Origin of the sequence: Mesorhizobium metallidurans STM 2683, assembly GCF_000350085.1 — a bacterium.
Classification (GTDB): domain Bacteria; phylum Pseudomonadota; class Alphaproteobacteria; order Rhizobiales; family Rhizobiaceae; genus Mesorhizobium; species Mesorhizobium metallidurans.
Genome location: NZ_CAUM01000117.1, coordinates 20,460 through 44,464, shown reverse-complemented (window position 1 = coordinate 44,464; position 24,005 = coordinate 20,460). Strand labels below are relative to the sequence as shown.

25 protein-coding genes are annotated in these 24,005 nt (G+C 64.0%); 9 read left to right on the top strand and 16 right to left on the bottom strand.

Features of this window, described 5'->3' with window-relative positions:
• Window positions 1-184: 184 nt before the first annotated feature.
• From MESS2_RS19240 to MESS2_RS19230, 3 genes are read left to right on the top strand one after another with little or no spacing between them, the layout of a single operon-like run.
• Window positions 185-829 carry a cysteine hydrolase family protein gene (locus MESS2_RS19240; protein WP_008876088.1) on the top strand — a complete coding sequence of 215 codons (645 nt, stop codon included), beginning with the start codon at window positions 185-187 and terminating at the stop codon, window positions 827-829.
• Between the two features lie 49 nt (window positions 830-878).
• Complete coding sequence (locus MESS2_RS19235; protein WP_008876087.1) at window positions 879-1,436, top strand: MarR family winged helix-turn-helix transcriptional regulator; 558 nt, start codon at window positions 879-881, stop codon at window positions 1,434-1,436.
• A 42-nt stretch (window positions 1,437-1,478) separates the two neighbouring features.
• Window positions 1,479-2,666, top strand: a complete 1,188-nt coding sequence (locus MESS2_RS19230; protein WP_040593531.1) for an amidohydrolase family protein — start codon at window positions 1,479-1,481, stop codon at window positions 2,664-2,666.
• 24 nt (window positions 2,667-2,690) lie between these two features.
• On the opposite strand, the gene MESS2_RS19225 is transcribed toward MESS2_RS19230, so the two are convergent.
• Complete coding sequence (locus MESS2_RS19225; protein ID WP_008876085.1) at window positions 2,691-3,275, bottom strand: amino acid synthesis family protein; 585 nt, start codon at window positions 3,273-3,275, stop codon at window positions 2,691-2,693.
• The gene (locus MESS2_RS19220) at window positions 3,272-3,856 is read right to left on the bottom strand and encodes an amino acid synthesis family protein (RefSeq protein ID WP_008876084.1); all 585 of its coding nucleotides are present in this window, start codon (window positions 3,854-3,856) and stop codon (window positions 3,272-3,274) included. The genes MESS2_RS19225 and MESS2_RS19220 overlap by 4 nt, the downstream gene beginning before the upstream one ends.
• 253 nt (window positions 3,857-4,109) lie before the next feature.
• Between MESS2_RS19220 and MESS2_RS19215 the strand changes: the two genes are divergently transcribed.
• From MESS2_RS19215 to MESS2_RS19190, 6 genes are all read left to right on the top strand, one after another.
• Window positions 4,110-5,114 (top strand): BMP family lipoprotein, encoded by a 1,005-nt coding sequence (locus MESS2_RS19215; RefSeq protein WP_008876083.1) that lies wholly within the window; start codon window positions 4,110-4,112, stop codon window positions 5,112-5,114.
• A gap of 87 nt (window positions 5,115-5,201) precedes the next feature.
• The gene (locus MESS2_RS19210; RefSeq protein ID WP_008876082.1) at window positions 5,202-6,773 is read left to right on the top strand and encodes an ABC transporter ATP-binding protein; all 1,572 of its coding nucleotides are present in this window, start codon (window positions 5,202-5,204) and stop codon (window positions 6,771-6,773) included.
• The gene (locus tag MESS2_RS19205) at window positions 6,770-7,813 is read left to right on the top strand and encodes an ABC transporter permease (RefSeq protein ID WP_008876081.1); all 1,044 of its coding nucleotides are present in this window, start codon (window positions 6,770-6,772) and stop codon (window positions 7,811-7,813) included. The genes MESS2_RS19210 and MESS2_RS19205 overlap by 4 nt, the downstream gene beginning before the upstream one ends.
• A complete protein-coding gene (locus MESS2_RS19200; RefSeq protein WP_008876080.1) occupies window positions 7,801-8,787 on the top strand; it encodes an ABC transporter permease in 987 nt (328 codons plus the stop codon). The genes MESS2_RS19205 and MESS2_RS19200 overlap by 13 nt, the downstream gene beginning before the upstream one ends.
• An 11-nt stretch (window positions 8,788-8,798) precedes the next feature.
• Entirely contained in the window at window positions 8,799-9,812 is a 1,014-nt protein-coding gene (locus MESS2_RS19195) for a nucleoside hydrolase (RefSeq protein ID WP_083918610.1), read from the top strand.
• An 11-nt stretch (window positions 9,813-9,823) separates the two neighbouring features.
• Window positions 9,824-10,756 carry a nucleoside hydrolase gene (locus MESS2_RS19190; protein ID WP_083918608.1) on the top strand — a complete coding sequence of 311 codons (933 nt, stop codon included), beginning with the start codon at window positions 9,824-9,826 and terminating at the stop codon, window positions 10,754-10,756.
• Window positions 10,757-10,897: 141 nt separating this feature from the next.
• On the opposite strand, the gene MESS2_RS19185 is transcribed toward MESS2_RS19190, so the two are convergent.
• The 14 genes from MESS2_RS19185 to MESS2_RS19120 form a co-directional block, all read right to left on the bottom strand.
• Window positions 10,898-11,524, bottom strand: coding sequence for a LysE family translocator (locus MESS2_RS19185; protein ID WP_008876077.1), 627 nt, complete (start codon window positions 11,522-11,524; stop codon window positions 10,898-10,900).
• 461 nt (window positions 11,525-11,985) lie between these two features.
• Entirely contained in the window at window positions 11,986-14,664 is a 2,679-nt protein-coding gene (locus MESS2_RS19180; RefSeq protein WP_008876074.1) for an ATP-binding protein, read from the bottom strand.
• A 165-nt stretch (window positions 14,665-14,829) separates the two neighbouring features.
• Window positions 14,830-15,315, bottom strand: a complete 486-nt coding sequence (locus MESS2_RS19175) for a nucleoside deaminase (protein WP_008876073.1) — start codon at window positions 15,313-15,315, stop codon at window positions 14,830-14,832.
• 38 nt (window positions 15,316-15,353) lie between these two features.
• Window positions 15,354-16,256, bottom strand: coding sequence for a sugar phosphate isomerase/epimerase family protein (locus MESS2_RS19170; RefSeq protein WP_008876072.1), 903 nt, complete (start codon window positions 16,254-16,256; stop codon window positions 15,354-15,356).
• 208 nt (window positions 16,257-16,464) lie between these two features.
• Window positions 16,465-16,899 carry a DUF1801 domain-containing protein gene (locus MESS2_RS19165; protein ID WP_008876071.1) on the bottom strand — a complete coding sequence of 145 codons (435 nt, stop codon included), beginning with the start codon at window positions 16,897-16,899 and terminating at the stop codon, window positions 16,465-16,467.
• Window positions 16,900-16,928: 29 nt separating this feature from the next.
• Window positions 16,929-17,396, bottom strand: a complete 468-nt coding sequence (locus tag MESS2_RS19160; protein WP_008876070.1) for a DUF1801 domain-containing protein — start codon at window positions 17,394-17,396, stop codon at window positions 16,929-16,931.
• A 5-nt stretch (window positions 17,397-17,401) separates the two neighbouring features.
• Window positions 17,402-17,629: a hypothetical protein gene (locus MESS2_RS19155; protein WP_008876069.1), complete on the bottom strand. Its 228-nt coding sequence runs from the start codon at window positions 17,627-17,629 to the stop codon at window positions 17,402-17,404.
• A gap of 52 nt (window positions 17,630-17,681) precedes the next feature.
• The gene (locus tag MESS2_RS19150; protein WP_008876068.1) at window positions 17,682-18,062 is read right to left on the bottom strand and encodes an SRPBCC family protein; all 381 of its coding nucleotides are present in this window, start codon (window positions 18,060-18,062) and stop codon (window positions 17,682-17,684) included.
• Window positions 18,059-18,382, bottom strand: coding sequence for an ArsR/SmtB family transcription factor (locus MESS2_RS19145; RefSeq protein ID WP_008876067.1), 324 nt, complete (start codon window positions 18,380-18,382; stop codon window positions 18,059-18,061). The genes MESS2_RS19150 and MESS2_RS19145 overlap by 4 nt, the downstream gene beginning before the upstream one ends.
• Window positions 18,383-18,403: 21 nt before the next feature.
• Window positions 18,404-18,796, bottom strand: a complete 393-nt coding sequence (locus MESS2_RS19140; RefSeq protein ID WP_008876066.1) for a VOC family protein — start codon at window positions 18,794-18,796, stop codon at window positions 18,404-18,406.
• Between the two features lie 301 nt (window positions 18,797-19,097).
• Entirely contained in the window at window positions 19,098-20,042 is a 945-nt protein-coding gene (locus MESS2_RS19135) for an ABC transporter permease (protein WP_008876065.1), read from the bottom strand.
• Complete coding sequence (locus tag MESS2_RS19130; protein ID WP_008876064.1) at window positions 20,039-21,088, bottom strand: ABC transporter permease; 1,050 nt, start codon at window positions 21,086-21,088, stop codon at window positions 20,039-20,041. Before MESS2_RS19130 ends, MESS2_RS19135 begins: the two co-directional genes overlap by 4 nt.
• Window positions 21,078-22,601, bottom strand: coding sequence for an ABC transporter ATP-binding protein (locus tag MESS2_RS19125; RefSeq protein ID WP_008876063.1), 1,524 nt, complete (start codon window positions 22,599-22,601; stop codon window positions 21,078-21,080). Before MESS2_RS19125 ends, MESS2_RS19130 begins: the two co-directional genes overlap by 11 nt.
• Window positions 22,598-24,001, bottom strand: a complete 1,404-nt coding sequence (locus MESS2_RS19120) for an amidase (RefSeq protein WP_008876062.1) — start codon at window positions 23,999-24,001, stop codon at window positions 22,598-22,600. The genes MESS2_RS19125 and MESS2_RS19120 overlap by 4 nt, the downstream gene beginning before the upstream one ends.
• Between the last annotated feature and the right edge of the window lie 4 nt (window positions 24,002-24,005).

Below are 24,005 nucleotides of genomic sequence, written 5' to 3'. Positions count from 1 at the left end.
GTCATACAAATCGAACACGTGATCGTACCCCCTTGTCAATGCCATTTTCGCAACGGAAAACGGCGCAAGCCCTCGTCGGACCGGCTTGCGCCGATTCGGCAAGCGGCTTTGCTTTAACGGGATTGACTTGGCATCCGCGACGGTTTTTTGTATGAGTATCAACAATCGACCAAAGGAGCTCGCCATGCCCGTGGATAGTTTTTCCTCACATCGGCACGATGACGCGATGCGCCTTGATCCGCAACGCGCGGCGGTTATCGTCATCGACATGGTCAATGAATTCTGCAAGCCCGGCGGCGCCATGGTGCTGCCGGGATACGAGACGCTGGTCGTGCCGCAACTGGCCGTCATCGAGGCCGCGCGCGCCGGCGGCGTGCCAATTATCTGGGTCCACGACACCCATCGGGCCGGCATGCGGCGCGAGCGCGAATGGGTGAAGCGCACGCCGCATTGCCTCGAGGGCAGTTGGGGGCCGGAAATCATCGAGGACCTTGGTGCCCGTGACGATGAAATCCACCTGATCAAGCGGCGCTACTCGGCGTTTTTTCAAACCGACCTCGACCTGACCCTCAAAGACATGCAGGTCGATCAACTGGTGATCTTCGGCGTGGTCACCAATATCTGCGTGCGCTCGACCGTCCATGACGCCTTTTTCCAGGGCTATGAAGTGGTGGTGCCCAGCGATTGCTGCGCGGCGACCGGGCCGCGCGAGCAGGAAAGTTCGCTCTACGACATAGCGACGCATTTCGGCGTGGTCAGCGATTCGGCGAGCGTCGTCGCGGCCCTTCGCGACGGAACGTCGCTTCAACCGACTGAAGTCGCGGCTTGAACGTCTTTCGAGACTGCGGCATCCGAGACAGCGGCGACAGGAGTGCGGCGTGAAGACTGAGATCGAATCGCAACCCGAAAGCAGCGCAGCGGCGCCCAAGGGATCAGGCGACGACGCCAAGCCGCTGAGCCGCGAGCAGGTGCTGCAGCGATACGCCAAGACCGGCTACGAGCTCGATCGCCATCCAGCGCACGTGATTCGCCGGGCGCATCAGCGCGCGACGCTGCGCTTCCAACAGGTGATGGCGGGCGAAGACCTTTCGCCGACGCAGTTCGCCGCGCTTGCGACGATCCTCAGGCATGGCGAGGTCTCGCAGAACCATTTGGGACGGCTGACCGCGATGGATCCCTCGACCATCAGCATCGTTGTCCGCAAGCTTCTCAAGAACGGGCTGATCACCCGCAGCGCCTCTGACACCGACCAGCGGCTGTCGATGATCGCGCTGACCGACATGGGAACCAAATACACGCTCGACCGACTCGAACGCAGCGTCGAAGTCGGGCGGCGGTTTCTGTCGCCGCTCACGCCAGCCGAGCAGGCGACGCTGCTTCGCCTGCTCAACCGCATCAATGACGACGATCCGTCGAATGGCGACGTCGGGAAATAATTCGCGTCGCAACGACTTCCAGGAATGACAGACGAGGTGCCGATGTCGCACGACCCGAAACCCAACACGCTTGTCGTGCGCAATATCGGTCTGATGCTTTCCGGCGATCTCGGCCGGCCGATCCTCGACGCCGACACGATCGTCGCGGTCGACGGCAAGATCACCGCGATCGGCAAGGCTGGCGCGCTTGACGTCGGTGCTGCCGACACCGTGATCGACGCCGGCGGCTCGGCGGTCGCGCCCGGGCTTATCGACAATCACGTGCATCCGGTGGCCGGCGACTGGACGCCGCGGCAGAACCAGATCGGCTGGATGGATTCGACGGTGCATGGTGGTGTTGCCACCATCGTCTCGGCGGGAGAGGTCCATACGCCGGGCCGCCCGCGCGATCTGGTCGGGCTGAAGGCATTGGCCATCGCGGCGCAGCGGACCTTCTCCAATTTCCGCCCGAACGGCATGAAGATCCTGGCCGGAGCGCCGATCCTGGAACCCGGCCTGACCGAAGAGGATTTCCGCTATTTGGCCGAAGCCGGTGTGACGCTTATCGGCGAAGTCGGCCTCGGCGGCGTCAAGGACGGGCCTACCGGCCGGCAGATGATCGCCTGGGCACGCAAATACGGCATGACCTCGATGACCCATACCGGCGGGCCGTCCCTGCCCGGCTCAGGCCGCATCGGCGCGGATACCGTGCTTGAGGTCGACGCCGACATTGTCGCCCACGTCAATGGCGGACCGACGGCGCTGCCCGAAGCGGAAATCCGGCAAATCTGCGAGAAAGGCTCGCGGGCGCTGGAAATCGTCCACAACGGCAATCTGCGCACCGGACTGTTCGTGCTCGGCCTTGCCAAAGAGCGTGGCGAACTTTCACGCATCGTGCTCGGCACCGACAGCCCGGCCGGATCCGGCGTGCAGCCGCTCGGCATCCTTCGGACCCTGACCATGCTGGCCTCGCTGGGCGGCGTCGCGCCGGAAGTGGCGTTCTGCCTTGCCAGCGGCAACCCGGCGCGAGTGCGCGGGCTGCACGATCGCGGCATGATCGAGGTCGGCCGCGCCGCCGACCTGGTCTTCATGGATCAGGCGATCGGCGGGGCCGGCGACGGGCTGCTCGACAGCATGGTGCAGGGCAATCTTCCGGGTATAGGAATGGTCGTCATCGACGGCGTGACGCGGACCGGCCGGAGCCGCAACACGCCACCGGCAATGCGGGTGCCGGAAGTCGTATCCGGATGATGGCGCAGACTGTCAGGTACGTGATCAGCTGACGCCGTCCTTGCCGACGATCCTGTCCGTGGTCAGCCCGCCGACGCGTGGGTGCGGCCTGCCGGAATCGGCCACGGCGATGGCGACGACGATCTCGTCGGCACGCGGCGCGTCGGGCACGCGAACCTCCATGCCGTCGAAATGGCTGCGCACCCGCGCCGCGTCCTTGTGGCCGAGCGGGATGTCGAGCGGCACGCCGAGGCCGCCGCGTTTCTTCGACGAAGGAATGAGCGCCGCACCCTTGCCAAGAACATCGCGGAACGGCGCGCCAAGCTTGGGGTGAAGGATGGCTGCGGCATGTTCCAGTTCACCATCGGCACCGACCGCGGCCGCCTTGCCGAAGCTCTCGACCCGGTTGCCGGGAATGCCGAGTGCCGCAACCGCGCGCTTCGGCAAAATCTCGCCCAGTTCCTCGCCGATGTCGCTCAACGCCGACAGATCCTCGACATAGGCGCCCGCATAAGGGTTGCGGATCACGGCAATGGCTGCCGCACGGCGGGTCGGCGGATCGACGGGACGGCCGCCCTCGCTCAAGGTTTCCTCGACGATGGTGATGATCCGGCGGATCTCTGCGCTCATCTCAATCCGTCCTCGCCCTTGATATCGGCGGCGGCAAGGCCACCCACCCGCGCATGAACCCGCGCACCGGTGGTCATCGCCAGGATGACCGCCATCTCGTCTGCGCGCGGCGCGTCGGTGACGCCGACCTCGATCGCATCGAAATGGCTGCGCACATAAGAGGCATTGATGTGCGTGATCGGAATGTCGATCCGCGTGCCGGGGCCGCCGACCTTTTTGGTCGAGGGCACGATCGCCCTGGCGTTTCCGAGCAACTCGCGCATCGCGTAGCCGCCCGGATTGTGCCAGAGCGCGCCGTGTTCGAGCTCACCGGCAGCACCCACGATGGCGCCCTTGCCATAGCCTTCGATCGCCGAGGCGCCGTCGCCGATGGCGTCGATCAGGCGTCGAGCCATATCGAGACCGAGCGGCTTCAGATCGTCCATGAACCCGGTGATCTCTTCGACATAGCGCCCGGCAAAGGGATTGGCGATGACGGCCACGACCGCGCCGCGCTTGAGCGGACGCGCGGCAGGGGGACCGCCTTCATGAAATATCTCCTCGACCTGAACCAGAAATTTCCTGACGACCACAGCCGGCATTGTCCGCTCTCTCTTCCCGTCGTTTGCTAACTCGTTAGAGTATCAACAATTATCCCCGGCCGCCATTTGTCAAGCTTCGATGTCAGGCAAGCGAAAAAAGGTCCGACGAAACTGCCTCGCATGGCGATTGACAGCCTGCGGGGCCGCTCATAAACTCATATGACCATCAACGAAAATAGCCGGCTGTCTCGGCACAATGCGCGGGTGGTCAAGGCGTGGCTTCAAAAGCTGAAAAAAGCTGAAGGGGAATGACATGAAAAGGGCGCTCAAGAGTTTGTTCATGGCCGGCACGATGCTTGCCATCTCGTTCGGATCCGCCGCGGCACAGGACAAGGTGTCCATCGCCGCCATCTCGGGATATTTCGCACAGGGCTTCGGTGTTTCCATCGTCAACGGTCTCAACAAGGCCAAGACCGATTTCGGCATCGACCTCAAACTGGTCGATACCGGCAATCGCGCTCTCGACTACGAAGAGCAGTTCGAGAACCTCGCCAAGGCCAAGCAATACGACCTCATCTTCGTGATGGGCTGGGAGCTGGTGGATTCGCTGCAGAAGGTCGCCAAGGAATATCCCGACCAGCGCTTCGTGTTCATCGACGGCGTGCTCGACAATCCCAACATGATCTATGCCAATTTCGCCGAGGAGCAGGGATCCTTCGTCGCCGGCGCGCTGGCCAGCATGATCGAGGCCAAGGGCAGCGAATTTCCCAAGATCGGCGACGGCAAGGCGATCGGCTTTGTCGGCGGCCGCGACATTCCCGTGATCCGCAACTTCCTCGGCGGCTACGAGCAAGGCGCCAAATATGCCGCACCCGACGTGAAGGTGAACTCCGTCTTCGCCGGAACCTTCGACGATCCGGCGAAGGGCAGCGAACTTGCCCAGGCGCTTTACGGCCAGGGCGCCGACATCGTCTACAACGTTGCCGGCCCGACGGGTGAAGGCGTCATGCAGGCGAGTGCGGCGGCCGACAAATATTCGATCGGCGTCGACATCGACATGTGCAGCTCGGCTCCCGGAAACGTGCTCGCAAGCATGCTGAAGCGCGGCGATATCGCCGTCTACACGCTGATCAAGGACGAGGTCGAGGGCCGCAAGGTCACTGCCGGCACCCGCACTTTCGACCTCGCTTCGGGCGGCGTCGAAGTCAAGGTCTGCGATGACATCGCCCCGACGATCCCGGCCGACGTGACGACCAAGCTTGACGAGATCAAGAAGGGCATCCTCGACGGCAAGATCGAGATCGCCAAGGCGAAGTAAGACAACAACAGCGCATCCTCCCAAGAAAGCGCTACGCTGATCCGCCGCTGCTTGCCGCGACGGATCAGCGTCCAATCTGCGAGAGCCATGGTGTCGAACGCCGGGTCGCCGACCCTTCATATGAAAGCCGAGATGGCCGTCGCATTGACGGGCATCACCAAGCGTTTCGGCGCGTTCGTTGCCAATGACGGCATCGACCTTGCCGTGCGCCGGGGCGAAATCCACGCCATCATCGGCGAGAACGGCGCCGGCAAGACGACGCTGATGAACATCCTGTTCGGGCTGCTGCAGCCCGACGAAGGCTCGATCCGGCTGAACGGCGAAGAGACGGTGGTCACCGACCCGGCCGTCGCCATCAAGGCGGGCCTCGGCATGGTGCATCAGCATTTCAAGCTGGTTCCCTCGCTCTCGGTCGCCGACAACGTCTTTCTCGGCATGGAGATCTGTCGCCATGGGCTGATCGACCATGCCGCGCAGATCGCACGCACGCGTGAACTGTCGAAGCGGTTCGGGCTGCAGGTCGATCCGACCGAGCGCGTCGGGCTGCTCTCGGTCGGCATAGAGCAGCGCATCGAAATCCTGAAGGTGCTGGTGCGCGGCGCGCGCACCATCATCCTCGACGAACCGACCGCGGTGCTGACGCCACAGGAGAGCCGCGAACTGTTCCAGACGCTGCGCAGCTTCGTGGCGGAAGGCATGACGGTGATCTTCATTTCGCACCATCTGGAAGAGGTGATGGAGGTCTCCGACACGGTGACGGTGCTGCGCAACGGCAAGAGGGTGGCGACGCGCCCGACGGCCGAACTCAGCAAGGACGAGTTGGTGCGCATGATGGTCGGCCGTGAGGTCAGCTTCGACCGCCGGCCGCGCGCGCCGTCGCAAGGCGACGTCGTGCTCGAAGTCAAGGACTTGTGGGCGCGCGACGACCGCCGGTTGCCGGCGCTGCGCAATGTCAGCTTCACGGTCCGCTCCGGCGAGGTCGTGGGGATCGCCGGCGTTGCCGGCAACGGGCAAACGGAACTGGCGGAGGTGCTTTCGGGCCTGCGGCCTGCGAGCCACGGCGCGGCCCGGCTGAAGGGCCGGGATCTTGCCACGCTTTTCCCCAGAGACATCCGCGAAGCCGGTCTCGCCCATGTTCCGGGCGACCGGATGGTGCGCGGTGTCGACCGCAACGCATCGATTGCGGCAAACATGCTGATGGGCCGGCAGCACCGCGCACCTTGGAGCAGCAGCGGCGTGCTCAACTGGACCGCCATCAGCCAGAATGCCTCCAGGCTGATCAAGGATTTCGACATTCGCGCGCAAGGACCGGGCGATGCGGTGAAGCGGCTTTCGGGCGGCAATATCCAGAAGGTCGTGCTGGCGCGCGAATTCACCAACGGCGCCGATTTCCTGCTGATCGATCAGCCGACGCGCGGCGTCGACATCGGCGCGCAGGAGGCCATCCATGACGAGATCATGCGTCAGCGCGCCGCCGGTCGTGCCATCCTTTTGATATCCGTGCAGCTCGACGAACTTGCCGCACTTGCCGACCGCATCCTGGTGATGTTCAACGGGCGGATCATGGGCGAGGTCGCCGGCGATGGCGCGGACGAAGATCGTATCGGCATGATGATGGCGGGCGTGGCCGCGCCGGAACGCGCTGCGGAGCCGGCATGATCAGGGATCGCTTGCGTGAGGTTTCCGGTCAGGTCATCGCCGTCGCCGTGGCGCTGATCCTGGGTGCGATCATCATTCTCCTGGTCGGCGAAAGCCCGGTGCGTGTCTTGATGACGCTTCTGCGCGGCGCCTTCGGCGATCAGGAAAAGATCGCCGGCACCTTGCTGCAGACGACGCCGATCCTGATCTGCGGCATAGCTGCCTGCATCGGCCTGCGCGGCGGCATGTTCAATGTCGGCATCGAGGGCCAGCTTTTCCTCGGCGGCTTTGCTGCCGCCTGGGTCGGCTTCGCCATGCCGCTGCCTCCCGGCATTCACATGCTGGCGGCGCTGGCGCTGGCGGTTGTGGCCGGTGCTGCCTGGGTTGCCATCCCCGCCTATTTCCGTGCCCGCTACAATACCAACGAGGTCGTCTCGACGATCCTGTCGAACTACGTCGCGGTGCTGCTCACCTCCTATTTCACGATCTTCCTTTTCAAGCGGCCAGGCGGCTGGTCGGAGACGCCGCCGATCCTGCCGACGGCCTATCTGCCGGAACTGTTCAGCTTCTCGCGGTTGAACTGGGGCCTGGTCATCGGCCTGGTGCTGGCGCTCGGCGCGGCGCTGATCTTTCGCTACACCAGTTGGGGCTACGGCGTGACGATGGTCGGCTCGGCGCCGAAATTCGCCGAATATGGCGGCGTCAACGTGAAACGACAGGGCTTTGTCGTCCTGCTGCTTTCGGGCGCCGTCGGCGGCCTGGCCGGCGGCATCGAGACGCTCGGCGTCCATCACCGGTTCATGGAGGGCTTCGCTCCCGGCTTCGGCTTCGATGGGCTGATCGCCGCGCTGCTTGCCAACGGCTCGCCGGTCGCCACCATCTTCACCGCGCTGTTCTTCGGCGCCCTGCGCAGCGGATCGCTGCTGCTCGAAGTCGATACCAGCGCGTCGCGCGAGATCATCACCGTCATCCAGGCGCTGATCATCCTCAGCGTGTCGGCGCAGGTTCTGGTCAGGCGCCGCGGCGACAGCCAGGCCGGGGAGCGGCGATGGAAATTCTAGACAAGCTCGTCAATGTCGCGTTGATCGCGGCGACGCTTCGGACCACCGCGCCCATTCTTCTGGTCGCGCTCGGGGGCTCGTTCACCACCAAGGCCGGCATCTTCAACATCGGCCTCGAAGGCCAGATGCTGGCAGGCGCCTTCTTCGCCGTCCTCGGCTCGATCTGGACGGGTTCGGCATTCGCCGGCGTTGCGTGCGGGGTCGCTGCCGCACTCGTATTTGCCCTCGTCTTCGCCGTCCTGGTGGTGAGCTTCCGGGCCAATGAAGTGGTCGTCGGGCTGGCGCTCAACATCCTTGCCGGCGGCATGACGATCTCGCTGATGAAAGCGATCTTCGGCACGCGTGGCTCGATCGTCGGTCAAGGCATCGTCGGCCTGCCGAAAGTCCAATTGCCCGGCGCCCGGGCCGTTCTCGGCTCATGGGCGCCGCTGATCTCCGGCTTCACGCCGATCGTCTATGTCGCCTTCATCGCGGTGCCGCTGCTGGTGCTGTTCTACAACCGCACCCGGCTCGGGCTCTATATTCGCGTCGTCGGCGAAAAGCCCGAGGCCGCCGAGGCGCTCGGCATCTCGATCACCCGCGTCCGCTACATCGCCTCGCTGCTGTGCGGATTGCTGGCGGGCCTTGCCGGTGCACATCTGTCGCTCGGCTACATCACCATGTTCACCGAAAACATGTCGTCGGGCCGCGGTTTCATGGCGGTCGCCATCCTGATCTTTTCCAATGGCGATCCGCTGAAGGTGCTGGCCGGCTGCCTGCTGTTCGGCTTCGCCGATGCCTCCTCGCTGCGCCTGCAGACATTCGGCTATCCGTCCTACCTGGTTCTCACCGTACCCTATGTCGTCGCGCTCACGGCATTGTTCGCGCTCTCCTATCGCGCGCGGCCGAAGATCATCGCCGAGACGTTGGCCTCGATGCAGAGATTGTTGTCGACGGACAGAAACACCGGGCCTGACGGCAAACATCCCTTATGAAGGAACTTTCCATGGAACGCATAATCCTCGACGTGGATTCTGCCGGCGACGACATTCTCGCCGTGCTGTTTGCCGCGGCGAATCCAAAACTGAAGCTTGAGGGCGTCACCACCGTGACGGGCGCAGCCGGACCGATCGAGCAGGTCACCAACGTCGCCCTCAACACGCTGGCGCTTGCCGGACGCGACGACATCCCGGTTCATGCCGGCGCGTGGCGACCGATCGTCGGCAACGCCAAGGCCGACATGGAGGCGCCGGTCCACTTCGAAAAACGGCTCGTCGCCCGCTTCGGCGACCGCCTGAAGAAGTTCAATCCGCCGGCGCCGACACCGTCCCGTCAGGCAACTCCAGGTCACGCCGTCGACTTCATCATCGACACGGTCATGGCCAATCCCGGCGAGATCACGCTGGTGACCACAGGCCCGCTGACCAATGCGGCGATGGCGCTGCTGCAGGAGCCCCTGCTTACGGTTGCGCTGAAGCGTCTGCTGGTGCTCGGCGGCAATTTCCAGACCCCAGGCAACATGACGCCGCTGTCGGAATACAACATCTGGGCCGACCCAGAGGCCTCGCGCATCGTGCTGAACGCCGACGTCGACAAGATCCTGGTGCCGCTCGATATCTGCGAGGACAACCGCGTCGCCGCCTCGATGCTGACGCGCGACGACATCGCCGACATGCAAGCGCTCGCCAGGGATAATCCGGTCTTCGAGATGATCGCCGACAGTTTCCCGATCTATATCGACATCTGGCGCGAGTTCTTCGATCTGGTCGGCTTCCCGATGGACGATGTGATCACCGTGGCACTGGCGTTCGATCCTGGCCTTGCCACCATGACCGAGCCGCTGTTCGTCGATGTCGTGCTGGATGGGCGCATTGCGCGCGGACAGACCGTCGCCCATCGCGGCCGGCAATTGCTGCCCGGTGGCGGGCCGAAGACCACGCGCATCTGCACCGACCTCGACGGCCGGCGCTTCCTCAACATGTTCAAGCAGACTGTCGCGCGATACGAACGGGCGGCGTGAGGGACGATACGATGACCATTGCCACTCCCATCCTGTTCGATTGCGACCCCGGCCACGACGATGCCATTGCGCTGGTCATGGCGCATCGCTCACCGGCCATCAAACTGCTCGGCGTCACCACGACCTGCGGCAACGCCGAGGTCGAGAAGACGACGACCAATGCGCTGCGCATCCTCGAATTCATCGGCGCCGGCGACGTGCCGGTGGCGCAGGGCTGCCACCGTCCATTGGCGCGGCCCCTGGTGCTCGGTACCGCCGACGGGCCGAGCGGTCTCGAAGGCTCGCCCTATCTGCCGCAGGCCACAATCAAGCCGGTCGAGCAGCATGCCGTCGATTTCCTCGCCGACACGCTGCGCGCCGCGCCCGAGCCGATCCTGGTGGTCGCCACCGGACCGCTGAGCAATATCGGCCTTTTGATCCTGAAGCATCGCGACGTGCTGCCCAAGATCAAGGAACTGATCTGGATGGGCGGCGTGTTCTATCGCAGGAGCGAGATCATCACGCCGACCGAGTTCAATGCCTTCTGCGACCCGGAAGCGCTGAAGATCGTCCTGGACAGTAGCGTGCCGATCCTGATGGTCGGCCTCGATGTCACCATGCAGGTTCTGATCGAGGCGCCGCAATATGCCGAACTGGCGACGATCGACACGCCGCTCGGCCGGCTCGTCAACGACTGGCTGCTGTTCTACGAGAAGCTGCATCGCAACTCGATGGGCGTCGGTGGGGCGATGCACGATCCTCTGGTGCTGGCGCTGGCCATCGACCCAACACTGGTTCGCACGCGTCCCGCCCATATCGGCGTCAACTTATCGGGCACCTACGCATTCGGCGCGACCGTTGCCGATTTCTGGGGTGAGCGTGGCGAACAGGACAATGCCCGCATCGCGCACGAAGTCGATGCGGACCGCTTCTTCAAACTGATGTTCGACCTGCTGCGGGATTAGGCCGAATTCGAACCGTGACCGGCATGGTTTGAATTCCCCTCAACGGGGATCGGATGTCGGTCCGAGTGGATACCTCGCTGTGGCACAGGGCCGGCAAACCCAGAGGTCGTCGGCCACCTGAATAGCCGCGAAACGTCCGTCTCAGTCGGATGGAAAGGCGGATAGGGCCGAGACGAGGGCCAGGATTGCGAGCACTGCCCCAGCCGCCCGGGAGATGGCGCGGTGACGCCGCACCGCGGCAGCGCGCACGACCGGACGCGAAAGGACAATGGCTAGAAAGCCATACCAGCCTATATCGAAGATCGCGACGACGGCAGCCACCATGAGCACCTCGCTCGAATTCTGGATCGGCAGCATCAGCCCCAGGAAGACGACGGCGAAGAAGGTGGCAGCTTCAGGCGAAAGAAAGCTGATGAGAAAACCTCCGGCAAACAATTCGGTCTGCCGTTTGCGAGGCGCTTCACCGGTGGCAGGCGGCGCCGTTCTGGCGATGCGCAGTGCCATCCAGCCAAGGACCGTCGCGCCCGCGATCTTGACCGTCGGCATCGACAGGGATTCGGCGAGGTGAATGGCGCCGAATGCCACCAAGGTCGCCAGAACGGCGGTTCCGACGCCGATGCCCGCCAGGAGCGGGATCGTCCTGGCGAAGCCGTGCAGGGAGGCAAGGCTGCCGGTCGCGAGCCCGATGGGCCCGGGCGTGATCACGATCACCGTGTAGGCCGCCAGGAATTGAAACATGGCCGTCGACAAAAGAAGCGAGCTTGACACGGCATTCCCTCCTGATCACGCGTGGATCGCAGAGGGGCAGCGCTCCCGACTTGAAGGATCGGTGCGGGCACCCGCCGACGGCGCGCGATTTCGACGCCGTCGGCGGCTTCCTGCGCCTCACCCCACTGCCCTCTTCCTTCGGATCAGGAAGGCGTGGATGATCTTGGGAAGTCTTCCACGCTGCGAGCCCAACTCTATGCGTGCCGGCGGGCACGCAAATCGGTGCCATCACCCATTTTTAGGCAGCCGGTTTCCCGGTTTTCGCGGGCATGTTCTTGCCTTTGCGGGAACTACCTAAGTTTCGTGCGGTTCCAGCGGACAGGCGTTCGTCAGGAACGACGCGTTTTGTACGCAGCGGTATCGCCATGCGGTCGGCGGCGGCTCCGATGGCGGCATCCGCGCACATCGGCACGGTCGCTTGGTTTCCTGGCAACCGATCTTTCCGGTTTTCGCGAGCTTGCCTAATTTTCACGGGCTTGCAGGGCGTCCGCCGGCGGCAAAAGCCAGGGCTCGCCGCGAAGGCGGAGCAGAATTTCCATCCGGTTTGCCGCGCTGAATTTGCCGAGCACGGCGGAAACCTGGTGCTCGATTGTCCGCGGCGAGCGCGACAGGCGCCGTGCCGCCTCCTTGTTGCCCAAACCTTGAGCGATCATTGTGAGCACCTGTTGTTCTTGCCTCGTCAGGCCTAGCGGGTGCTGCCTGGCCACGGCGTACGGCCCCCGGCGCTGCTTCGGCAGTTGACCGGCGGCTCCAATGCGCTGCGCCAGCTTTCGCGCCAGCACTGCCGCTGGGCGCGCTTCGAGGCCCTCGAATGTAGTTACGGCGCGAGCCAGCGCCGCGCCGGCATCGCTTCCGCGGACCTGCATGAGAGCGAGCGCCGACTCATAGGGAAGACCCAGGCGGGACCATTCGGCCGAAGCCGCCGTCGGGTCGCCGCGAAGTTCCAGTGCTCGCGGCAAGGGAATGCGGGCGGCCGGCACCGGCAGCGATCCCGCCATCCCGCAGCGCTGCCACCAGATTGCCAGTTCGCCGACATCCCAGGGACGGAAATTGTCGAGGTCCATTTCGGCGAGGGCCGTCAGTTGCTCGCGGCCGGCGTCGGGCTCCTCGGCAAGCCAAGCGGCCTCGGCCAGCGCCAGGCGAACGGGTATGACGCGTTGAGCCTCGCCGGTCGACAGACCCTCCTGGAGTGCCTGCTCCAGCAGGGCCGCGCCACCGGGTTCACCCAGCCGGACCCGCGCCCTGCCGAGTTCCGTCAGAGCCGGCAGGTGCATAACCATCGGCAGGCGCTCCAGGTTCATGACGCCCTGGGCAATCGTCTCGGCCTCGCGAAAGCGGCCCTGCTCGGTACGAAGCTGTGCCTGCCGGCCGAGCAGGTATTGCGCCGCCGAATCGAGGTCATGCCTTGCGCAATACGCCGTCCCTTCCGCGAGCAGCCGTTCGGCCAGGGCGAAGTCCTTGGACACCACCGCGCCTTCGGCGAAGTTGGTATAGGCTCGCGACGCATGGTCGTGAAACCCGTGTTCGAGTGCCAGCGCGAGGCTCTCCTCCAGCCGTTCGCGGCCGCCCGGACGGTCAGCGAACAGGAGAGAGGTGCCGACATTGTTCAAAGCGTGGACGCGTGTTTCGACTTCGCCCAATTGATCGGCCAGCGCGATCGCGCGCGAGCCCCAATCGATTGCTTCATCAAAGCGATAATGCAGCATGTGGAGCTGCGAGCGCGTGCTGTAGGCCATCGCCAGTTCCGGCCCGGGCGGCAGAGTCTCCACTTCGCGCACCGCCTGATCCGCGTGGTCTTCCGCCTCCTGACCCTCTCCGCGGCGCCAGTGGAGACGCGACAGCCAGCGCAGATTGGCACCGACCTTATCGATGCGCCCAAGCTCCCGCCAGATCGCAATCGCGCGATGCCGTGCCTCGATGATTTCATCATAGACGAACAGTGACAGGCCCGCCTCGTAGGCCCAGTCTTCACAAAGCTGGGCTGCCAGCGCCGACGGCGCCCCTGAAACGTATCTCAGCGCGGTCGCCAGATGTGAAGCTGCCTCTCGATGCGCGCCCAGACGCGCGGCCTGCCGGGCGGCCCGCGGCGCGAGCTCCAGTACGCGTTCGCCGTTGTCGGCGCCCCCGGCATGGTGTACCCGTCGCCAAAGCAGAGCGCTTGCCTGCGCCGCCGGAAGCTCGGAGAGTGCCGCTTCGACTTTCGCATGAAGCGACCGTTGGAGAGACGGAGCGAGGCGGTCGAGGGTGGCTTCCCTGGCAAGCTCGTGGCGAAACGTCAGCGCGCCCTGACCGTCCCGCCGCAGCAATCCACGCCCCACGCACCGGTCCACGAGAGCCTCGGCCTCGTCCCCGAGAAGTGACCGGATCAGCCATGGCTCGACGCTGCCCGGCATAATGCTCATGACCTCCAGCACCTCGCGCTCTCCGGGCGTCAGGCGTGACAGGCGCGACCAGACCGCGTCGCGTATGGAATCGGGCACGCGCCCCGGTTCGGCCTCACTGCTGGACAGGAGCTCGGTGACGAAGAAGGGATTGCCCTCGGTAATGCGATAAAGCCCGTCGGCGGAGCGGCCGGCCTGCTCGGCCAACACTGTCACTGCCTGGGAAGACAGCGGTTCCAGCGTCAGGCGGCGCACCGAGGCGGACGGAAGGTCGCCGAGCACGTGGGTCAGAGGATGATCGGCACTTATCTCGTCCCTGCGCATGCTGAGCACCAGCATTGTACGAAGCAGGGAGACGCGGCGACCGAGGTATCTTACCAGGTCAAGTGTCGCATTATCAGCCCAATGCATATCCTCGAAGATAAGCACGGTCGTGCCCTTGGTGTGCTGAAGCGCGCTCAACAATGCCGGGAAAAGCCGCTCCGGCGCCGCGGTCTCCTCGAGCAGCGCCGCCACGCGAGGGTGTAGCAGGTGCGCCATGTCCTGAAGAGGACCGAGCGGGCGTGGTGTAAAGAGCGCCTCGCACCAGCCCCACAGCACCCGGCAATTCCCGTCGGCCTCCTCAGCGAATTCGCGCAGGAGCGAAGTCTTGCCAACGCCCGCTTCGCCGTCCACCAGCACGGTCGCGCCGTGTCCGGCCGCGGCTCTCTCGGCCCGGGCCAACAACGTTCCAAGCGGCCCCTCTCGCTCAAGCAGCATAAGAGCTCACACCTCCACAACCTTTGAAGGTACAGCAGTAAGCCTTGAGTGCAACAACGTCATTTCACATGGGTGATCGGACTAGCGGCTCGCGCCATGCATATCGCTGGCGCCAGTTGCACTCGGACACTGGTAGCGGCGCCTGCTCGGGGATTAAGCTGAGCCCTACCAGACACCCTCGTGCATTTTCGCGGCTTCTTCGACCAGCATCGGCCCGATGACCTCGACAGTGCGCTGACCGGCTTCGAAAACCGTCCGGCAGGGCAGGTCGAGGGTCGGGTTTTCCGGATGATTGCCGGTGATCGCCTTCAGCTCACTTTCGCCGAGCCCATAGACGACCCGGCCAATGCCCGCCCAATAGGCGGCGCCTGCGCACATCGCACAGGGTTCGGCTGACGTGTACATGGTGCATTGGCGCAGGTAAGCGGGCTCGTAGCCTTGCGAAGCCCGGGTCATCAGCACGCGCTCGGCATGACCGGTCATGTCGCGGGTCGGATTGAAAGCGTTCTCCTGCTCCATCAGCACGCTGCCGTCCGGTCCGACCAGGATCGCGCCGAAGGGATGGTTGCCGGTTTCCTGAGCCCGGATCGCGACCTTGAAGGCCTGGCGCAGAAAATACTCGTGGTCGATAGGCATGGCCTTCCCGGTCATCGATTGGTTCTCGCTGTTCGCAGCACCACAAAATCGGTCTAGCGTCGCTCGCCCGAACTTGGCCTGGCCTTCGCCGCCTCGATCTGGGATGCGGCGAACTGGCGGGCATGCAAGGCGATCGCGCCGCCGTCGGTCCACAGATCCCGCCAGATCGCCAGATCGTGCGACAGTCCCGGCGCCACCACCGCAGACGAGAAGGATTCGAACGTTATTGGCCCGTGATAGCCAATGTCGTCGAGCGCATGGAAGAAGCCGGTGAAGTCGATATGGCCGGAGCCCAGCAGACCGCGATGGTTCTCGCCGATATGCACATAGCCGAGCCGGTCGCCGACCAAATGCAGCGGGCGCACCAGGTCGTCCTCCTCGATGTTCATGTGATAGGTGTCGAGGTGGATCATGATGTTGTCGGCGCCGATGTCGTCGGCCAGTTCGAGGGCCTGTCTTGCCGTATTGACGACGTTTGTCTCGTAGCGATTGCAGACCTCCAGGCCAAGCACGACATCGACTGCCGAGGCGGCCTTGGCAAGGTCGCGGAGCACGGATACTGCATTGGCGCGACCGCGGGCGCTTACCGGATAGCCGTATTTGCCAAGGGCGCTGTAGAGCGCGCCGGTGAGCACGCGGCCGCCGAGGCCCGCCGTCGCATCGAGCGATGCCTTGAGCAATTGCGCGCCGCGTTCCACCACCGCTGTGTCCTCGTTGGACACGTCCGCATCAAAGGCCAGGCCGCGCGAGCAGGCGACGTGGAGCCCCGCATTAAGCAGCAAGCCCTTTGCATGAGCGACGTCCAGGCGGTCGAGATCGTGCAGCGACAGTTCGAGAAGGTCGAAGCCAGACTCGGAGGTGCGGGCGACGGCGACTTCGATCGACTGACGCGACGTGTCGCCAGCCCACACAAGAGCATGAACACCCAGTGGATTTGAGGCGGTTGTTTTGGTCACGAAGGTGCTCCCATGGCTGTAAAATTTGCGGCCCGTCAGGACGCACGCTTCTCCACCCGCACTCCCCGATCGCTTCTGCCGAGGATAGCGGCAAGATGCAATAAAATACTGCCCTGCCGCAGAGGTGATTTGCGTCGTTTTGTGAACAGTTGCGGATCGCAGTCGTGCGCAAAGAGCCGGCTTCGATAACGCGAGGATAGAAATGCTTTCAGGCGCTCTTTGGCGTTTTCCGAGAGCGGGCGGGGCGGGCTCGCGCCGACATGTTCAGTGCCACGGCGGCGCGAATGAGCGCCTTCAACGCCTCTTCATCGATCGTGTCGGCTTCATGAATATCGATGGCGCGCCTGGTGTTGCCTTCGAGGCTGGAGTTGAAGAGGCCCGAAGGATCCTCCAGCGAGGCGCCCTTGGCAAAGGTCATCTTCACGACATTCTTGCAGGTCTCGCCGGTGCAGATGATTCCGGCGTGCGACCACACCGGAACCCCTCTCCACTTCCACTCCTCGACCGCTTCGGGATCGGCTTGCTTGATGAGATGCCGAATCCGGGCGAGCGTCTCGCCCCGCCAATCGCCCAACTCCCTGATTCTCGCATCCATCAACTGGGAGGGAGAGGCTTCCCCTTCATTCGAGTCGCTCCTCTTCATGGCTGTTCTCGCTGTCTTCATGGTTGTTGTCACATCCGTTCGCCGGGCAATTGGCTGGCTTGCTTTACCCAGGCGACGAACTGGGCTTCGTCGAGCTGGTCGTCCTCGTGGATGTCGAGATAGCGCACTTCCTTTTGTTTGGACTGGCCGGGAGGAACAGGCTGCAGCGACGTGCCGCGGAAGAAAGCCACCTTGACGTATTTCGTGAAGCAGTGGATGCCGAGGAACCAGCCTTGGCCCTCGATGCCATAGAAGGGCGAGTTCCACTTGACCGCCTTGTATACGCCGGGGACAGCGCGCACGATGAGCGCGTCGAGGCGTAGGCCGACGTCGCTTTTCCAGCCCGGCATGGCCGCGATGTAGGCCTGTACGGGGGCATCCCCATAGGCCTTTGCGATCTGGGGGTTGCCGCCTGACAACAGGGCCGGCTTCGCAGCAGCCTCTTGGGCGGTGGTCTCCTTTGCGGTCTTCGCCGGCTTCCTGGACGTCCTGGCCATTTTGTTCACTCCAGTACGCTGGCGCCTCGCCCGCTGCGCCACCTGGTGGCATAGGGCAGCACGAACATGTACAGGCCGGTGAACGGCAGCAAGGCGGGCGGCAGGAGCGGCGAGTAGACCACCCAGAGAGGAGGTTCTCCCGATCCCATGGCGACGAAGTTGGCGACGACGGTCACCGTAAAGGCAATAGACAGCCAGCGGTGGATCTGCCTGACCCAGTTGTTCCAATTCAATTCACACCTCCCCTGAAGACGAAACGGCAGCCTTCCTTGCAACCGGCAGACGTCAATCCAACCGCGCCAGGACTTGTTCCAGGTTCGCGAAGAATTTGCGCCACCCGACCGTTGCGCCCTGATAATAGGGCCGCTGGTCCGCCCGGAAGCCCGACTGCTCCATGCGCAGATGGGTTCCCGTGCTCGTCGGGGTGAGCGTCCAGGTGACGACACTCCTGAGATCCTTGGTGTCCCAGGTGTAGGACAGCGTTTTGGCCGGCTCGACTGCCTGAACCTGACAGTCCACCGCGCCCCAGTCCGCGGTAAGATTGAAGCGGCTGCCCCACTCCTCGATCAGGTGTGATTGCGTGAGCGCGCGCCAGATCTTTTCCGGCGGATAAGGGATCTCACGCTCGACAACGACGGAACGCGTTTCGGCCGTTGTTTCATTCATTGGTCCATCCTTTTCAGCAAGTCTTCGAGTTGGTCGAACCGGGCTTCCCAAAACCCGGCCATCTCGCTTGTCCAGTCCATCAAGGGGGCAAGCGCGCCGAGCTGCGCGCTATAATGGGTCTGTCGTCCTTCATGACGATCGCGCACCAGGCCGGCCTGCCTCAGAAGGCCGAGATGTTTCGAGACGGCCGGTTGCGAGATCCCGGCCTGCGCAGTCAGGGCGCCCACGGTCTGCTCTCCTTGGCGGCACAGCCGTTCGAAGATCGCCCGCCGCGTCGGGTCGGCGAGCGTCCTGAAGAGCACATCGCGAGCGTTCGTCATGTCGGATCGATAATCCTCGCCTTACCAGCGCGCCAGCTGGGTGATTTGAACAAGGTTGCCGCAAGTGTCGTTCAGCTGGGCGATGGTCGAGCCGGTCACCTCGGTCGGCGGCATGGTGAACTCGGCGCCGCGCGCCTTGATGCGCTCGTAGTCGCCCTTGACGTCGTCGGTGAAGAACATGACCGCGGGCTGGCCCTGCTGGAATATGGCTTGCTGGTAGGCCTTGGCCGCCGGGTTGTCGTTGAGCGCGAGTTGCAGCTCGGTTCCATCCGGCTCGTCGGGTGAGGCCACGGTCAGCCAGCGATACGGTCCGTTGCTGAAGTCGGCCTTCTTCGCAAGGCCGAGCACTTCGGTATAGACGCGCAGGGCCTTTTCCTGGTTGTCCACATACACGCTGGTCAATTTGAGCTTCATTTTTGCACTTTCTCCGTCTGTCACGTTCGCCATGTGCGCCGCTTGATTTCAAAATCAATAACCAAATGGCTATTGATTGACGTATAGCCACGGAGATATGCGTTCGTCAAGCGGGAAGGTGGGACGGCTCTTCACCATTCATGGTCGTGAGGCATGTAGACGGCCGGTCTGGCGTCTGCCTGAAATCGGGAACCGCATTCGCCGCAGGGCGCAAGCGAACGATCATCAACATGGGCTCGCAGGCGGGCAGCGCAGCGCCCCTTCTTATCAGGTCGACATAAGTTGCTCCTTGGAGCCTCCCTCAGCGCTCGCCGCGGCGGTAGGGTTGCATCAAAGCCTGCGGAACGCGGGCGCGGCGCGCCATGACGGCGAGTGCGGCGATCGACAACAGGTAGGGGATCATCAGGAATATCTGGTAGGGAACGACACCGCTGAGCACCGTCTGCAGACGAAGCTGAAAACCGTCGAAGAGGGCGAATAGCAAGGCACCGAACAACGCCCGCTCCGGACGCCACGAGGCAAATACAACCAGCGCGATGCAGATCCAACCGCGGCCCTGCACCATGGTGGGGAAGAAGCTGTTGAACGCAGAGAGCGTCAGGAAAGCACCGCCGACGCCCATCAAGGCGCTGCCGGCGACCACCGCCCCATAGCGGATGGTCATTGGGTTTATGCCCTGCGCTTCCGCCGCGTGCGGATTCTCGCCTGTCATGCGGATCGCAAGTCCGACCGGCGTGCGCGCGATCAAATAGGCGAGCAGGACGGCAAGCAAGATTGCCATATAGGTCGGCGCCGTCTGGGTAAAGAATGCCTGCCCGAAGAAAGGCAACGAGGAGAGAAAGGGGATATCGAGCGGCTGGAAGGGCACGATCGTCGGCGGTGTGCCGGCGACCGGCACCATCAGTCGGAAAGCGTAGTAGGCGAAGCTCGACGCAAACAAAGTGACGCCGAGGCCGGAGACGTGCTGCGAAAGGCCCAGCGTGACCGTCAGCGCGGCATGCAGAAGGCCGAAGATCGCGCCACTCAACGCTGCAACGAGCAATCCGGTCCATAGACCGGCGCCGTTGTAGACCGCAAGCCAGCCGATCATGGCACCGAAGGTCATGATGCCCTCGATGCCGAGATTGAGCACGCCCGAGCGTTCCGACAGCAGCGCCCCGAGCGTGCCGAGGATAAGCGGCGTGGCAATGCGCAGGACCGCGGCCCAGAGACCGGCAGAACCGAGGATGTCGATCAGCGCGGTCATCGGCGTATCCTGTATTGCGTGAAGAAGACGGCGATCAGCATGGAAAGCAGCGACAATGCGACGGTCACATCTGCGATATAGGTGGGGATGCCCATGCTCCGGCTCATGCCGTCGGCGCCGACGAACATGACCGCCGTGAAGAGCGCCGCCAGCACGACGCCGAGCGGGTTCAGGTTGGCAAGCATGGCCACCACGATGCCGGAATAGCCGTAGCCCGGCGACAGGTCGTTGGTTACATAGCCCTTTACGCCCAGCACCTCGATGGCTCCGGCGAGACCAGCGAGACCGCCGGAGATCATTGCGACGATGACAAGTGTGCGGGCCAGCGGCACACCGGCAAAGGCGGCGCCGGACGGATTGAGGCCCGCCGCTCGCGACTGCAGGCCGAAGACGGTGCGTGACTGGACGAAATAGACGATGAAGGCAATCGCAACGGCGAGGCCCAGGCCGATATGCAGGCGCGAGCGGGCCAGCAGTTTCGGCAGCCGGGCAGCGGCATCGACCGCCTCCGACTGCGGCCAGCCAAAGGCTGCCGGATCTTTCAGCACGCCGTCGATCAGCATGGAAACGAAGAGCAGCGCGACGAAATTCAGAAGCAGCGTCGTCACCACTTCGTCGACGGAGAAGCGCAGGCGCAGCCAGAGCGGCAGCAGAAGGAGTAACATGCCGGCCGCGGCGCCGACGACGAAGAGCAGGGGGATCTGCACGAGCGAAGGCAGGCCACGTGCAATATGGGCGCTTGCGGCGGCGACGGCGATGGCGCCGAGATAGAACTGGCCCTCGCCACCGATATTCCAGAGCCGCGCCCGAAAAGCGACTGCCGCCGCAAGTCCGGTCAGGATCAGCGGCGTGGCACGCGTCAGCGTTTCCGTGGCCGACAGGCGCGAACCGAAGGCGCCGGTCAGAATCCTCCAGTAGGCCTCGAACACCGGCGCCCCGGCAATGGCGATTAGTATGCCGGTAATGGCGAACGCGCCGGCCACGGCAATCAGCGGCGCCGCTATGACCAGCGCTGTCGACCGATGTTCCCGCCTCTCAAACCGCATCGGTTACCTCGCGTCCTTCCCATTCGCCGGCCATCATCAGGCCCAGTTTGCGCGCATCGGCGTCTTGCGCGCGGACCGGCGGGGACAGCCTGCCACCGACGATCGCCTGGATGCGGTCGGCGAGCATCATGACCTCGTCGAGATCCTCGGAGATCAGTAGTACCGCTGTGCCTGCCCGACGCGCATCGAGGATTCGCTCGTGCACGGCGGCGACGGCACCTTCGTCCAGGCCGCGGGCCGGCTGGGCAGCGAGTAGAATGCGGGGGTGCTCGATGAGGTTTCGCCCGAGAATGAGTTTCTGCATGTTGCCGCCGGACAGAAGGCGGGTGCGGCTCGTCGGCGAACCGCCGCGCACATCGAATGCCGACAGGATCCGACCGGCGAAGGCAATTGCGGCCTTGCGGTCGACCAGACCGCGGCGGGAGAACCGGGCAAGCCTTTCGAGGATGGCATTTTCCCAAATCGCCATTTCGCCGATCGCGCCCTCGCGGTTACGATCCTCGGGAATGCGGCCGATGCCGGTTGCCACGGCATCTGCGACCGTCAGGTCCCCCACGTGCTGCCCGAACAGGAAAAGGTCACCCGCAGTTCGCCCGACCGTGCCGCTCAGCAATTGCGCCAACGTCGCCTGTCCGTTTCCGGAAACGCCGATGATACCCAGCACTTCTCCCGTCAGTACGCGGAAATCGATGGATTTCAAGCGGTCGACGCCGCCCACCCGAACCGTGACGCCCGCCGCTTCAATCCCTACCTGGCCGGGCGTGGAGGGATCGCGGACCGGTCTCGTCACCTTGCGGCCGACCATCAGTTCGGCAAGCTCGGCCTTGCTGGTCTCGGATGCCTTGCGCTCGGCCACGAGTTTGCCGCCGCGCAGGACGACGATGCGATCGGCTGTCGCCATGACTTCATCGAGCTTGTGGGAAATGAAGATCAGCGACAAGCCCAGCCGCGCCATCTCCTTGAAGGTAGAGAACAGCTTTTCGGCCTCGATATTGGTAAGCACGGCCGTCGGTTCGTCCAGCACCAGGATGCGGGCATCGTTATAGAGCGCTTTCAGGATCTCGACGCGTTGCTGCTCGCCAACGGAGAGATCGCCCACGCGGGCAGCCGGATCGACCTTCAGGCCGAAGCGCTCGGATATGCCCAGCAATTTCTTGCGGCCCGCCGCGACATTCGAGACCGGCGAACAGAGGCTCTCCGTGCCGGTCATCACGTTTTCGAGCACCGTCAGATTTGGCGCGAGCGAGAAATGCTGGTGCACCATGCCGATGCCGGCGCGGATAGCCGCGCGCGGCTTGCCGGGCGGCAGTTCCTTGCCCATTGCCGTAACCGAACCGGTATCAGGGACATAGTGCCCGAAGAGAATGCTCATCAGCGTGGTCTTGCCGGCACCGTTCTCGCCGAGAAGGGCCACGATCTCTCCTTTGGCGAGGGAAAGCGAAATGTCGTCGTTGGCGAGGTTGTCGCCGAAGCGCTTGCTGACGCCTAGGATCTCCAGGGCGGCATCGTTCATCGAGCAAACCCCGCGAGAAGAAAGCCGTGGGACCAACGTTCCTCCTTTTCCAGGAGGGCTGCAAGCGCAAGAAGGCGTCCCTCCTCGCCCATGGGCGCGAGAAGCTGGACCGGAAGCGGCAGGCCCGCATCGTCGATCCCGAAAGGCAGGGTGATGGCTGGGAAGCCCGATACATTGGCGAGCGGTGCAAGCGGCGCAAAGGCCGTCATTCGCGAAAAATGAAGATCGACATCGCGATGATCGGTCGGAAACGAGCCGACCGGCTTCGGTGCCGTCGACAGCATCGGCGTGACAAGGCAATCGATGTCGTCGAAGACGCGCCAGAGGTCCCGGCTGATGAAGGCCATGGCGTTTATCAGCCGCCAGATCTCCGTTCCGTCCTTCGAAAGACCGCGTTCAAGCACGGCCTGGGTCATCGGCTCGGCACTCGACAGATCGGCGGATAGCCGCTTGACCATTTCAGCAAGATTGATCGCGACGACATCGGCGAAGGCCCGTGTACTGGCCGTCGCGATCTGCTCGATGCGCAGCCAGTCGGTCGGTACGATCTCGTGCCCGACCTTCTCCAGAGATTTGGCCGCGGCCTCTACCGCCACGAGTCGCTCTGCTTCGGTCGGCGACGCACTGCCCGTATTTGTCAGCAGACCGATGCGCAACCGCGAGGACGGCAGCCCGGATTGCCGTACCGGCGGGAAAGGTCCCTTCGCTTCGCCGCTCAAGGCGGCAAGGGCCGAGGCCGCATCGCGCACCGAACGACAGACCGCGAGTTCGCTGGCAATGCCGCCGAGATAGTTGTCGTAGGAAGGCCCTGCCGGCATGACGCCACGGCCCGGCTTCAGGCCCACCAGGCCACAACAGGCAGCGGGAACCCGGATAGAGCCACCGGCATCGGTCGCATGGGCGATAGCGACGATGCCCGCGGCAACGGCAGCCGCTGCGCCGCCGGACGAGCCACCGGAGCTGAGGTCGGGTGCGAGAGGATTTCTGGAGATCGGTCCGATCGCTGGTTCGCTGGCGAGCGAAAGGCCGAATTCGGGGCTGGTCGTCAGGCCGAACAGACAAAAGCCGGCATTGCGAAAGCGCTTGGCGAGATCGGAATCGGCAAGGCCGCCAAGTCGCGGGATCGATCTCGAACCGGCGCTAACGGGAAAACCTCTAAAAGGGCCGCCGAGATCCTTGGCAAGGGTTGGCACGCCACCAAACGCTCTCACGGCCTTGTCGTCCGATGACAGCGCGTCGAAGGCCTCCGCGGCTGCCAGGCCCCTCCCTTCGTCCAGATAGACGATCGCCCCAAGCCAAGCGTGGGATCTGGCAGCGGCCAGCGATGCTTTCATCGCCTCCCGCGCCGTCAACTTTCCGGAGCCGATCGCTTCGACAAGAGCTGTCGCGTCGGCGTCCATAAGG

Excerpts from the sequence above, each read along its gene's own strand:
- MESS2_RS19240 (WP_008876088.1), top strand. The coding sequence starts at position 185 with ATGCCCGTGGATAGTTTTTCCTCACATCGGCACGATGACGCGATGCGC.
- MESS2_RS19230 (WP_040593531.1), top strand. The coding sequence starts at position 1,479 with ATGTCGCACGACCCGAAACCCAACACGCTTGTCGTGCGCAATATCGGT.
- MESS2_RS19225 (WP_008876085.1), bottom strand. The coding sequence starts at position 3,275 with ATGAGCGCAGAGATCCGCCGGATCATCACCATCGTCGAGGAAACCTTG.
- MESS2_RS19220 (WP_008876084.1), bottom strand. The coding sequence starts at position 3,856 with ATGCCGGCTGTGGTCGTCAGGAAATTTCTGGTTCAGGTCGAGGAGATA.
- MESS2_RS19215 (WP_008876083.1), top strand. The coding sequence starts at position 4,110 with ATGAAAAGGGCGCTCAAGAGTTTGTTCATGGCCGGCACGATGCTTGCC.
- MESS2_RS19210 (WP_008876082.1), top strand. The coding sequence starts at position 5,202 with ATGGTGTCGAACGCCGGGTCGCCGACCCTTCATATGAAAGCCGAGATG.
- MESS2_RS19205 (WP_008876081.1), top strand. The coding sequence starts at position 6,770 with ATGATCAGGGATCGCTTGCGTGAGGTTTCCGGTCAGGTCATCGCCGTC.
- MESS2_RS19200 (WP_008876080.1), top strand. The coding sequence starts at position 7,801 with ATGGAAATTCTAGACAAGCTCGTCAATGTCGCGTTGATCGCGGCGACG.
- MESS2_RS19195 (WP_083918610.1), top strand. The coding sequence starts at position 8,799 with ATGGAACGCATAATCCTCGACGTGGATTCTGCCGGCGACGACATTCTC.
- MESS2_RS19190 (WP_083918608.1), top strand. The coding sequence starts at position 9,824 with ATGACCATTGCCACTCCCATCCTGTTCGATTGCGACCCCGGCCACGAC.
- MESS2_RS19180 (WP_008876074.1), bottom strand. The coding sequence starts at position 14,664 with ATGCTGCTTGAGCGAGAGGGGCCGCTTGGAACGTTGTTGGCCCGGGCC.
- MESS2_RS19175 (WP_008876073.1), bottom strand. The coding sequence starts at position 15,315 with ATGACCGGGAAGGCCATGCCTATCGACCACGAGTATTTTCTGCGCCAG.
- MESS2_RS19165 (WP_008876071.1), bottom strand. The coding sequence starts at position 16,899 with ATGAAGAGGAGCGACTCGAATGAAGGGGAAGCCTCTCCCTCCCAGTTG.
- MESS2_RS19160 (WP_008876070.1), bottom strand. The coding sequence starts at position 17,396 with ATGGCCAGGACGTCCAGGAAGCCGGCGAAGACCGCAAAGGAGACCACC.
- MESS2_RS19150 (WP_008876068.1), bottom strand. The coding sequence starts at position 18,062 with ATGAATGAAACAACGGCCGAAACGCGTTCCGTCGTTGTCGAGCGTGAG.
- MESS2_RS19145 (WP_008876067.1), bottom strand. The coding sequence starts at position 18,382 with ATGACGAACGCTCGCGATGTGCTCTTCAGGACGCTCGCCGACCCGACG.
- MESS2_RS19140 (WP_008876066.1), bottom strand. The coding sequence starts at position 18,796 with ATGAAGCTCAAATTGACCAGCGTGTATGTGGACAACCAGGAAAAGGCC.
- MESS2_RS19135 (WP_008876065.1), bottom strand. The coding sequence starts at position 20,042 with ATGACCGCGCTGATCGACATCCTCGGTTCTGCCGGTCTCTGGGCCGCG.
- MESS2_RS19130 (WP_008876064.1), bottom strand. The coding sequence starts at position 21,088 with ATGCGGTTTGAGAGGCGGGAACATCGGTCGACAGCGCTGGTCATAGCG.
- MESS2_RS19125 (WP_008876063.1), bottom strand. The coding sequence starts at position 22,601 with ATGAACGATGCCGCCCTGGAGATCCTAGGCGTCAGCAAGCGCTTCGGC.
- MESS2_RS19120 (WP_008876062.1), bottom strand. The coding sequence starts at position 24,001 with ATGGACGCCGACGCGACAGCTCTTGTCGAAGCGATCGGCTCCGGAAAG.